At 71.2% G+C, this 9,498-nt stretch carries 13 protein-coding genes and 1 pseudogene; 9 read left to right on the forward strand and 5 right to left on the reverse strand.

Annotated elements, in window-relative coordinates; all coding sequences use genetic code 11:
* The 3 genes from VF330_RS39930 to VF330_RS39940 form a co-directional block, all read right to left on the reverse strand.
* Positions 1 to 472 (reverse strand): ABC transporter substrate-binding protein (locus VF330_RS39930; RefSeq protein WP_330856954.1); only part of this gene is annotated, 472 nt, incomplete at its 3' end.
* Between the two features lie 14 nt (positions 473 to 486).
* A complete protein-coding gene (locus tag VF330_RS39935; RefSeq protein ID WP_330856955.1) occupies positions 487 to 2,082 on the reverse strand; it encodes an FAD-dependent oxidoreductase in 1,596 nt (531 codons plus the stop codon).
* A 39-nt stretch (positions 2,083 to 2,121) separates the two neighbouring features.
* The gene (locus tag VF330_RS39940; protein ID WP_330856956.1) at positions 2,122 to 3,111 is read right to left on the reverse strand and encodes a LacI family DNA-binding transcriptional regulator; all 990 of its coding nucleotides are present in this window, start codon (positions 3,109 to 3,111) and stop codon (positions 2,122 to 2,124) included.
* 344 nt (positions 3,112 to 3,455) lie between these two features.
* On the opposite strand from VF330_RS39940, the gene VF330_RS39945 reads away from it, so the two are divergent.
* Both VF330_RS39945 and VF330_RS39950 read left to right on the forward strand, forming a co-directional pair.
* Positions 3,456 to 3,632 (forward strand): hypothetical protein, encoded by a 177-nt coding sequence (locus tag VF330_RS39945; RefSeq protein ID WP_330856957.1) that lies wholly within the window; start codon positions 3,456 to 3,458, stop codon positions 3,630 to 3,632.
* 80 nt (positions 3,633 to 3,712) lie between these two features.
* Positions 3,713 to 4,567 carry a mechanosensitive ion channel family protein gene (locus VF330_RS39950; RefSeq protein ID WP_330856958.1) on the forward strand — a complete coding sequence of 285 codons (855 nt, stop codon included), beginning with the start codon at positions 3,713 to 3,715 and terminating at the stop codon, positions 4,565 to 4,567.
* Positions 4,568 to 4,612: 45 nt separating this feature from the next.
* Here VF330_RS39950 and VF330_RS39955 read toward each other — a convergent pair whose 3' ends face one another.
* The gene (locus VF330_RS39955; protein ID WP_330856959.1) at positions 4,613 to 4,963 is read right to left on the reverse strand and encodes a DUF6401 family natural product biosynthesis protein; all 351 of its coding nucleotides are present in this window, start codon (positions 4,961 to 4,963) and stop codon (positions 4,613 to 4,615) included.
* 116 nt (positions 4,964 to 5,079) lie between these two features.
* On the opposite strand from VF330_RS39955, the gene VF330_RS39960 reads away from it, so the two are divergent.
* Both VF330_RS39960 and VF330_RS39965 read left to right on the forward strand, forming a co-directional pair.
* Positions 5,080 to 5,358: a hypothetical protein gene (locus VF330_RS39960; protein ID WP_330856960.1), complete on the forward strand. Its 279-nt coding sequence runs from the start codon at positions 5,080 to 5,082 to the stop codon at positions 5,356 to 5,358.
* Positions 5,359 to 5,415: 57 nt separating this feature from the next.
* Entirely contained in the window at positions 5,416 to 5,604 is a 189-nt protein-coding gene (locus VF330_RS39965; protein WP_349257475.1) for a DUF3072 domain-containing protein, read from the forward strand.
* Positions 5,605 to 5,606: 2 nt separating this feature from the next.
* On the opposite strand, the gene VF330_RS39970 is transcribed toward VF330_RS39965, so the two are convergent.
* Positions 5,607 to 6,284 carry an AfsR/SARP family transcriptional regulator gene (locus VF330_RS39970; RefSeq protein WP_330856961.1) on the reverse strand — a complete coding sequence of 226 codons (678 nt, stop codon included), beginning with the start codon at positions 6,282 to 6,284 and terminating at the stop codon, positions 5,607 to 5,609.
* 169 nt (positions 6,285 to 6,453) lie between these two features.
* Here VF330_RS39970 and VF330_RS39975 point away from each other — a divergent pair, with 169 nt between their 5' ends.
* The 5 genes and pseudogenes from VF330_RS39975 to VF330_RS39995 form a co-directional block, all read left to right on the forward strand.
* Positions 6,454 to 7,317: a manganese catalase family protein gene (locus tag VF330_RS39975; RefSeq protein ID WP_330856962.1), complete on the forward strand. Its 864-nt coding sequence runs from the start codon at positions 6,454 to 6,456 to the stop codon at positions 7,315 to 7,317.
* A 13-nt stretch (positions 7,318 to 7,330) separates the two neighbouring features.
* Positions 7,331 to 8,545 carry an Nramp family divalent metal transporter gene (locus tag VF330_RS39980; protein ID WP_330856963.1) on the forward strand — a complete coding sequence of 405 codons (1,215 nt, stop codon included), beginning with the start codon at positions 7,331 to 7,333 and terminating at the stop codon, positions 8,543 to 8,545.
* Positions 8,545 to 8,955: a DUF2243 domain-containing protein gene (locus tag VF330_RS39985; RefSeq protein WP_330856964.1), complete on the forward strand. Its 411-nt coding sequence runs from the start codon at positions 8,545 to 8,547 to the stop codon at positions 8,953 to 8,955. The genes VF330_RS39980 and VF330_RS39985 overlap by 1 nt, the downstream gene beginning before the upstream one ends.
* Positions 8,956 to 8,964: 9 nt before the next feature.
* Positions 8,965 to 9,420: a general stress protein gene (locus VF330_RS39990; protein WP_330856965.1), complete on the forward strand. Its 456-nt coding sequence runs from the start codon at positions 8,965 to 8,967 to the stop codon at positions 9,418 to 9,420.
* A gap of 4 nt (positions 9,421 to 9,424) precedes the next feature.
* A pseudogene (locus VF330_RS39995) lies at positions 9,425 to 9,498 on the forward strand (cytoplasmic protein); the annotation flags it as partial.

Here is a 9,498-nt window from a genome sequence, read left to right on the forward strand (position 1 = left end):
GGAGGTCCTTGACGATGTCGGTGTTGACGAAGAGCCCGAACGGCGAGGTGGAGAACGGGTAGGCGAACAGGTCGCCGTCCTTCTCCCAGAGCTTGGTGGCCGAGGGCACCAGCTCGTCCGCCTTCTCCACCTTGTCCTTGATCGGCAGCAATGCGCCGGAGGAGACGAAGTCCGGTGCCGACTCCTCCAGGATCCACGCGAGGTCGGGCGCGTTGCCACCGGCGATCTGCGTGGTGAGGGTGGTGGTGTAGCCGTCGGCCGGGATGGAGTCGAACTTGATCTCGGTGACGTCCGGGTGCGCTGCCCTGTACTCGGAGGCGATCTCGCCGAGCAGCTTCAGGTGAGCCTCGTTGGCGGTCCACACGGTCATGCGCAACGACTTGGGGCCGTCACCGGACGAGCTGCCGCCGCACGCGGTGAGGGCGAGCAGCGCGGCGACGAGGAGCGCGGTGAGTCGGGGCGGTGTTGTCATGGTGTCTCCCAGTGCTAGTAACCGGACACGTCCGGCCAGCGGAGCTCGACCCCGTCGCGTTCCAGGCGGTGCTGGAAGTCCGCGAGCAGGCCGGGGGTGTTGCGCACCGCGCGAGGGGTGACTCGGTGCGCCAGGCAGAAGTCCGCGAGCGCGCCCGCGACCTCGCCGACGTTCCACTCGACCGGGTGCAGCCGGTGGGAACCGTTGGTGATGTGGGTGGTGCCGATGTTCTTGCCCGCGGGCAGGAGGTTCTCCACCCGCTGCGGGACGAGCGCGCCGAGCGGGATCTCGAACGGGCAGCTCGCGACGTCGAGGTAGTTGTCGCCGCCCGTCGACGGGTGCAGGTCGATCCGGTACATGCCGACACCGACCGCGTCGGCGTGCCGCACGGCGCCCTTGTCGCCGCGGACGGCGAGGGACAGGTCCTGCTCGACGATCGTGTACTCGGCCCTGATCCGCCGCGACTCGCGGATGTAGGGGGCCTGCGCGAGGCCGTCCGCGCTGCCGGTGACGTCGCCGCGCAGCCGCAGGCCGGGGAAGCCCGTGCCGCCGTCTTCGCGCGGTGCCTCGGTCTGCAGCCAGTGCAGCACCGACCGGGACAGCTCGCGGGCCGCGGCGACGTGCCTCTCCGCGTCCGGGACGTCGATCACCGGCGACTCGAAGTAGTCGATCATCGGCCAGTTGACCAGGCAGATGTCGCTGTCGTAGGCGCCCTCGACGAAGTTGCGGCGGGCGGCGATGCGGCGGAACGTCCACAGGTTGCCGTCGCCCGCGCTGACCCGCTGGTCCGAGACGACGCGCAACGGGTCGTCGTCGGGGTTCGGGGTGAAGGTGCGCTCGGCGGTGGCCAGGGTGCGGGGGTCGGGGGAGCGGAACGACAGCATCCGGTCGCCCCAGAAGCCCGGCTGGTAGGAGCGCCAGAAGTCGTAGCTCGCGGGCTTGTCGATCGTGTGGTCGCCGTCGACGTGGTCGATCGCGAAGCAGACCGACATCGCCTGCATGTTCGCCGGCTGCGCCCGTTCCGGCGCGCTCGGCTCACCGGTGTCCAGAGTGGACTCGAAACCCGTCACGTACTCCGTGCCGGACAACGGGAGCAGCTCGCCGGTCTCGGTCGCGTCGAGGACGTACGGCGCGGCGAGCTCGACCTCCGCGCCGTTGCAGGCGACGGTGACCGACACGATCCGGTCGCCGTCGGTGCGCGCCGAGACCGGCTTCGCGGGTTGCAGGACGGTGAGCCTGCCGCTGCCCCGGTACGGGGCCAGCATCTCGTCGATCACGGCGACGGCCACGCGCGGCTCGTGGCAGAGCCTGCTCACGTTGCCCGCGCCGGGGTTGAGCTCGCGCCAGGCCCGTGCCCGGGAGGTCAGCGGGTAGTGGCGGCGGTAGTGGTCGCGGATGCCCTCGCGCAGCGCCCGGTACGACGCGGTGACGCCGAAGCGCTCGACCCAGCTGTGCTCGTCGGGTGGCACGGCCTGGCTGGTCAGCTGACCGCCCAGCCACGCGAACTCCTCGGTGAGCACGACCCGGCGGCCGGCGCGCAGCAGCGCGAGCGCGGCGGCGACTCCGCCCAGACCGCCACCCACGACCACGACGTCAGTGTTGTGCAGCAACAGGTTCCTCCTGATCGAACCGGCTTCTCGACCTCTTGGTCAGCCCAGCGTCGAGCCGGCGACGAACTCGCAGGGCAGCAGTTCCCGCGGGGTGGTGCCCTTCTCCAGCACCTCGGTCAGCGCCTGCACGGCCCTGCGTCCCATCTCGCGGCGCGGGATGCGGAACCCGGTGAGGTCGACGCCCTGGGGAGCCGGCCGGGTGGCGGCTCCGAGCATCAGCACCGAGAGGTCGCCCGGCACCGACAGCCCGCGCTCGCGGGCGGCCAGGACGAGGTCGGCGCCGTCCGGCACCTCCTCCGCGAGCACGCACGTGACGCCCGCCTCGAGCACGTGGTCCAGCTCTCCGAACGGCAGGTGCGTGCCCTGGACCCCGTGCGCGGCAACGGCTTGCTCGAACCCGCGCAACCGGTCGGCCGACGACTCCGCGCCCGTTCCGGCGCCCAGGTAGGCGAAGCCGCGGTGCCCGAGGGCGACCGCGCGGTCCACCAGGTCGCGCACCGCCGGGACGTAGTCGGCGCCGATGTGCGGCACCGGGCCGCCGGCGTCGTCGCGGCGGCCGATCGACACGAACGGGACGCCCTCGCTCACGAGCTGCGCCAGGTCGTCGCGGTCGACCGTGCGGCCGAGCAGCACGCAGCCGTCGGCGAGCCGGATCCTGCTGTCGTCGCTGAAGATCCGGCGTTTGCCGCCCGCGGCCCTGGCGCTCGTGAACAGCAGCAGGTCGCAGCCGACCTCCTCGGCCTGCTCCTCGATGCCCTCGAGGAACGGCTGGTAGAAGTCCGCGCGGGTGTTCGGGAAGACCGCCTCGTAGGTGAAGACGCCGAGGATGCGGTTGCGGTGGTCGTGCAGCCGGCGCGCGATCGGGTTGGCGACGTAGCCGGTCCTGCGGATCACCTCCAGCACGCGGGCGCGGGTCTCCGGCGCGATCCGGACCCCGCTGTCGGTCCTGTTGTTGAGCACCAGCGACACCGTGGCCTGGCTGACGCCTGCCATCCGGGCGATGTCCTGCTGGGTGAGCCTCTTCGCCATGACCACCTGCCAGTTCGAATTGGCAGGGAGTCTGCGACAGCACCCGGTACGCCGTCAACCCAGTAATAATTCGAATTAGCATTATCCGTGGACAGCGGCGCCGGGAGTGCGGTGGTGTCGTCTCACGCAGTTGATCACTCGGGCGGTCGATGATCGGATCCGTGCGGCGTGGGAGCGCGCACACCGTTCGGCCACGAAGGTCGTCACGCGGCGTAAGTCCACAATGGACGATGACGTTCACTCTTATGTCGCAGTGCTTTTCGGCATGTTCGCGCTGCTCACGGGGTATTCGAGGTTCCCAAACCCCACTGGCTCTACCGCTCACAGGCGAGGGAGTGGTTGTGATGGCACACGCGCGTCATTTGGTCGACGTCCGCACTGGTGACGAGTTCGAGCAACCCGTTCCCTACGGCCTGGTGTACCCGGTCTGCAACGCGGACGGGTCGGCGCCGCCGAGCCAGCGGGGTCGTACGTGGGAGCACCTCGTTGCGTGCGACCGCGAGCTGCGCCCCGCGTCGTGAAGCCCGTGTGAGAAAAGCCCGCATCGGGTATGCCCGGTGCGGGCGACCCATGTCGGGCGTCCGTGCGAAGGGAGCTCGACATGGACTTCGGGCAGGGGTTGACCGACGCGTGGCGGGCGATCGCCACGTTCGTGCCCAAGCTGCTGGTGTTCCTGCTGATCCTCGTGATCGGCTGGGTCATCGCCAAGGCGGTGGCCAAGCTCGTCGACAAGGTCCTCGAACGCGTCGGCTTCGACCGCCTCGTGGAGCGCGGCGGCGTGCGGCAGATGCTGGCGCGCAGCAAGTACGACGCGTCCGATCTTCTCGCGAAGCTCGTCTTCTACGCGCTGGTCCTGATCACGTTGCAGATCGCCTTCGGCGTGTGGGGCCCGAACCCCGTCTCCGACCTGCTGACCGGGATCGTCGCGTGGCTGCCGAGGGCCGCTGTCGCGATCATCATCGTCGTCGTGGCGGGCGCGGTCGCCCGTGCTGTCAAGGACTTCATCGGCAGCGCGCTCGGCGGCCTGTCGTACGGGCGGGTGCTCGCGACCATCGCGTCGGTGTTCATCTGGGCGCTGGGCATCATCGCCGCGCTCAACCAGATCGGTGTCGCCACCACGGTCACCACGCCGGTGCTCATCGCGGTGCTCGCCACGGTCGGCGGCGTGATCGTCGTCGGTGTCGGCGGCGGCCTGGTGCGGCCGATGCAGCAGCGGTGGGAGGGCTGGCTCGGCCGGGCGGAGCAGGAGCTGCCCCAGGCGAAGGCCCAGGCCGCGGCCTACCAGCGCGGCCGTGAGGACGCGGTGCGCGCGTCGTCCGAGACCGAGGTCATGGAACCGGTCCGGCCGGTCGCCGCGGCCCAGCCGGTCACGGCGGCCCACCCGGCTCCGGCGACCCGGCGCGACGTGCCGGTCGAGGACCCGGTCCTCGGCACGCGGAGGCCGGAGGACGTCTGAGCGGACCGGTCGAGGGCGGGGCGTGCTGCGGCACGCCCCGCCCTTTCAGTGTTCGCTGATGCCCGGCAGCGGCTCGATGGTCAACGGCCGCCCGTCGTGCACGTGCGCCAGCCGGCAGACCGCCATAAGCCGGACGCCGAGCCACGACGTGGGAGTCCAGTCGGGGGAGTGGTCGAGGAGCCCCCGCGCGTAGGAGGCGAGCAGCACGACGGCGGCCACCGTGCCGGCGCCCTCGACGCCGAACAGCAGGATGTCCCGCACCGCCGCGCCGTGCTGGTCCACCTCGGCGGCGAGCGCGGGTGTCACGGCGAGCGCCGCCCACCCCGCCATCCCGATCCGGTCGGACAGCTCGGACAGCCACTGCCGCGCGTTCTTCTCGCGCCGGGTCGCACGCATCCCGCCACCGTAGCCGGAGTCGCTGAAGTCCTGGTTCGCGGGCGCTCGACCCGGGTACTCGGGCCCGAATGCGTCAAGCAGTCGGCGCGTGGACCTCGGCTGTGGAGGCGGAGACCATGACCACGGAACTCGGCGACCGGGCGTCGCGCCGGCTGCACGTCACCGCTCTGGAGAAACTGGACAACGCCGTCTGCGTCGCTCTGGCCGACGTGGGAGCCGCCGACGCCGCCGACGCGCTGAGCGAGGCGCTGGCCGACTGCGCGCAGACCGGCGTCGTCGTGCCGCAGCAGGTGCGGCGGTGTGTCGAGGCCGCGGGGGAGCACGCCGGCTACGGCGAGCGGATGGAGGCGCGGACGCTGCTGACCGTCGCCCACCGCCTTCTGCTCCGCCGGTGATTGAAACGCGGCCGTCCCGGGTATCTCGAACGCGCGTTCGAGTGAAAGGGGACGATCGTGAACCGCACGCCGGAGAAGGACCCGCAGGACTGGACGACCGGTGACGAGCCGATGACCGGGCCGCAGGAGTCCTACCTGAACACACTCGCCCAGGAAGCGGGCGAGGAGGTGCCGGGTGAGCTGACGAAGGTCGAGGCGTCCCAGCTGATCGACCGGTTGCAGGAGAAGACCGGCCGCGGCGCCTGACGTCAGCGCAGGAGAGTCCGCACGAGCTCGTGGATGTGACGGGACGGTTCGAGACCCAGCTCGGCGCGGAGCTGTGACCGGTAGCTCTGGTACTGCCGCACGGCCTGCGCCGGGTTCCCGTCCGCGAGGTGCAGCTCGACCAACGCCCGGTGCGCGCTCTCCCGCAACGGGTCGGTCTGCACGGCCGCGTGCGCGGCCTGGTGCGCGTGGTGGTGGTCGCCGGAGGAGCGGAAGCGGTCGCTGAGCGCCTCCAGCGCGCGCAACCGGGCCTGACGCCACCAGTCGCGCTCCACCTGCACCCACGGCTGCCACCAGCCCGGCAGCAGATCGGCCTTCAGCATCGCCACGGCCTCGGGGCTGGCGTCGGGCGACTCGGCGAACGCGCACGCCCGCCGGAAGTCGACCTCGACGTCGGCGCCGAGCGCGAGTGCGTCCTCAGTGGCCACCACCAGCGGCGTGGAGAGCTTCACCAGCCGCCACAACGACGACCGCAGGCACGCGCCCGCCCGGCGTTCCGTCGCGTCGGGCCAGAGCAGTCCGGCCGCGACCGGCCTCGGCACCCTGGTGTCCCGCAGCGCCAGCAGGGCGAGCAGCCGGCGCGCCCCCGGCACGACGTGGACCGGGCTGCGGTCGCAGTCCAGCCGGAAGCCGCCCAGGAGCTGGATGTGCAACCGCGTCATGCGAGCCCGAGTGCCCTGTGGACGTGGGCTCACACATCCGCCGGACGAAATTGCTCCTTCCCGACCAGCGGCGGTGACGCGGCCGTGCCGTGCGCGTGCCGAGTTCGAGCCGACCGGGTCACAGCCGCTGCCTAGCTTCGCCGTGGAAGCACACCCCACGGGAGGCGAGATGTTCCTGCACACCAGCAGGTTGCAGTTCGAGGCGAAGCCCGAGCGTCCTGACGCGCACTACGCGCGCAAGCTCCAGGAGCTCATCGGCGGCGCCTTCGGCGAGATGACCGTGACCATGCAGTACCTCTTCCAGGGCTGGAACTGCCGGATGGAGGGCAAGTACAAGGACCTGATCATGGACGTGGCGACCGAGGAGATCGGCCACGTCGAGATGCTCGCGACGATGGTCGCGCGGCTGCTCGAGGGCGCGCCGTCCGAGGTGACCGCCAAGGCCGTGTCGGACGACCCGGTCGTCGCCGCGATCATCGGCGGGATGGACCCGCAGCAGGCCATCGTGAGCGGCGGCGGGCCGACGTTGTCCGACGCGAACGGCGTGCCGTGGAACGGCCGGTACATCGTCGCGAGCGGCAACCTCATGGCCGACTTCCGCGCGAACGTCGCGGCGGAGGCGCAGGGCCGGCTCCAGACCGCGCGGCTCTACAACATGACCGACGACAGCGGCGTCCGCGACATGCTCAGGTTCAACCTCGCCCGCGACACGGCGCACCAGAACATGTGGCTCGCCGCGATCGAGGAGCTCCAGGAGGACGGCCTGGAGGGCCCGATCTCGCCGAGCGCGCTGTTCGACGAGGAGCACGCCGAGCACGCGGGCACGATCTGGCACAACTCCGACGGCACGCACGGTGCCGAGGGCGGCTGGGCCTCCGGCACCGCACCGGACGGCGTGCACGAGTTCTCCTACGTGATGGACCCGGAACCGCTGGGCGACCGCGCGTCCGCGCCCAAGCCCGACCCGCTGCTCTACGCCACCAGCCCGGCGAACCTCGGGCTGATCGAGAAGGCCATCCGCAAGCTCACCTGAGGAGGACCCGCAGATGGTCGGCATCACGGTGCCCGCTCGCGTCCGATCGGCCGCCGTCGTCATGGGACCCGCCTTCGTCGTCGCGGTCGCGTACGTGGACCCCGGCAACTTCGCGACGAACATGGCGGGCGGCGCGGCACACGGATACCTGTTGTTGTGGGTGATCGTCAGCGCCAGCCTGCTGGCGATGTTCATCCAGTACCAGTCGGCGAAGATCGGCATCGTGACCGGCCGCAACCTGCCCGAGCTCTGCCGGGAGCACTACCCGCGCCCGGTGACCCGGCTGCTGTGGGTGCAGGCGGAGCTGGTGGCCATGGCCACCGACCTGGCGGAGTTCGTCGGCGCGGCGGTGGCGCTGAACCTGTTGTTCGGCGTGCCGCTGCTGCCGGCCGCCCTGATCACCGCCGTGGTGTCGTTCGGGATCCTGGCACTGGCACCGCTGCGGCGGCGCCGGTTCGAGTCGGTGATCATCGGACTGCTCGCGGTCGTGCTCGGCGGCTTCCTGTACCAGACGCTGCACCTCGGCCCCCTGACCGGCGCGGCGGCCGGTCTGGTGCCGGGGTTCGCGGGAGTGGACAGCGTCCTGCTGGCCACCGGCATGCTCGGCGCCACCGTCATGCCGCACGTCATCTACCTGCACTCGGCGCTGACCCAGCGCCACCACCGGCCCGGTGACCTGCGCGGCGTGCTGCGCGGCAGCCGCACCGACATCGTGATCGCCCTGGGCATCGCGGCGGTGGTGAACGTGAGCATGCTCGTCGTCGCGGCCGGCGCGTTCCACCGGGCCGGTGCGCCGCGGGAGTCGTTGCAGGACATGCACTCCGGCCTCGGCCAGCTGCTCGGACCGGGTGCCGCACTGGCGTTCGCGCTCGCGCTGCTCGCGTCCGGGCTCGCCGCGTCGAGCGTCGGCACCTACTCCGGGCAGGTCGTCATGGAGGGGTTCCTGCGCCGTCGGATCCCGATGTGGCTGCGGCGCGCGGTGACCATGGCGCCCGCGCTGGTCGTGCTGGGCATCGGGGTCGACCCGACGAGGGCGCTGGTGCTCAGCCAGGTCGTGCTGTCGTTCGGGATCCCGTTCGCGCTGGTGCCGATGGTGCTGCTGGCCCGGCGCAAAGACGTGATGGGCGAGTCCGCGAACCGGCGCGGCGCCACGGCCGCGGGTGCCGCGGCGGCGCTGGTGATCTCCGCGTTGAACCTGTTCCTGCTGGTGCGGACGGTGGTGGGCTGATGGTCGCGGCGATCGTGCTCGGAATCGGCATCGGAGGGTTCGTCGACGGGATCGTGATCCACCAGCTCCTCGGGTGGCACCACATGCTCTCCGGCTGGTACCCCGTCACCGACACGCACCTGATGATGCTCGGCGACGGGCTCTTCCACCTGCTGTGCCTGATCATCGTGCTGGTCGGGATCGCGCTGCTCAACCGGCGCGCACCCCTGCCGGAGAGGGTCCTGCTCGGCGGGATCCTCGCCGGCTGGGGCGTGTTCAACCTGGTCGAAGGCGTGGTCGACCACCAGGTCCTGGGCATCCACCACGTCCGTCCCGGACCCGGCCAGCTCGCCTACGACCTCGCGTTCCTCGCGTCCGGAGCGGTGCTCGTCGCGGTGGGGCTGCTGTTTGCCCGCCGAGCCCGCGGGTAGCCGACCGGGGTGGAGATCGATCACGAGGTGACCAGGACCGAGTCCGCTCTGCTGGCGAGCTTCCCCGAGTACGCCGACGCCCAGCGGCTCGTCGACAGGATGTCCGACGACGGCTTCCCGGTGGAGAGCGTCCGGATCGTCGGGGAGGGCGTGCGGACCGTCGAACAGGTGACGGGACGCCTGACCAGGGGACGCGCTGCACTCGCGGGCGCGGCCAGCGGTGCGTGGTTCGGCGTGTTCATCGGGCTGCTGTTCGGGCTGTTCTCGGTGGGCACCGGCTGGATCTGGTTCGTGCTGGTCAGTCTGGTGATCGGTGCGTTCTGGGGCGCCGTCTTCGGGTTCGTCGCGCACTGGAGCACGCGCGGCCGCCGGGACTTCTCCAGCGTCATGACGCTGCAGGCGAAGCGGTACGAGGTGCACGTCGACCAGGCGCGGGCGGCCCAGGCCGCGAAGTACGTGCTGTGAGCCGATGCAGACCTTCCTGCCCTACCCCGACTTCGCCGCCACGGCGCGCGTGCTGGACCAGCGGAGGCTCGGCAAGCA

Source organism: Lentzea sp. (assembly GCF_036380075.1).
Taxonomy (GTDB): domain Bacteria; phylum Actinomycetota; class Actinomycetes; order Mycobacteriales; family Pseudonocardiaceae; genus Lentzea.

What these genes read in the sequence shown, in the direction of transcription:
- VF330_RS39970 (WP_330856961.1), bottom strand. Translation starts at nt 6,284, where the DNA reads ATGACGCGGTTGCACATCCAGCTCCTGGGCGGCTTCCGGCTGGACTGC.
- VF330_RS39940 (WP_330856956.1), bottom strand. Translation starts at nt 3,111, where the DNA reads ATGGCGAAGAGGCTCACCCAGCAGGACATCGCCCGGATGGCAGGCGTC.
- VF330_RS39945 (WP_330856957.1), top strand. Translation starts at nt 3,456, where the DNA reads ATGGCACACGCGCGTCATTTGGTCGACGTCCGCACTGGTGACGAGTTC.
- VF330_RS39980 (WP_330856963.1), top strand. Translation starts at nt 7,331, where the DNA reads ATGGTCGGCATCACGGTGCCCGCTCGCGTCCGATCGGCCGCCGTCGTC.
- VF330_RS39950 (WP_330856958.1), top strand. Translation starts at nt 3,713, where the DNA reads ATGGACTTCGGGCAGGGGTTGACCGACGCGTGGCGGGCGATCGCCACG.
- VF330_RS39955 (WP_330856959.1), bottom strand. Translation starts at nt 4,963, where the DNA reads ATGCGTGCGACCCGGCGCGAGAAGAACGCGCGGCAGTGGCTGTCCGAG.
- VF330_RS39960 (WP_330856960.1), top strand. Translation starts at nt 5,080, where the DNA reads ATGACCACGGAACTCGGCGACCGGGCGTCGCGCCGGCTGCACGTCACC.
- VF330_RS39985 (WP_330856964.1), top strand. Translation starts at nt 8,545, where the DNA reads ATGGTCGCGGCGATCGTGCTCGGAATCGGCATCGGAGGGTTCGTCGAC.
- VF330_RS39975 (WP_330856962.1), top strand. Translation starts at nt 6,454, where the DNA reads ATGTTCCTGCACACCAGCAGGTTGCAGTTCGAGGCGAAGCCCGAGCGT.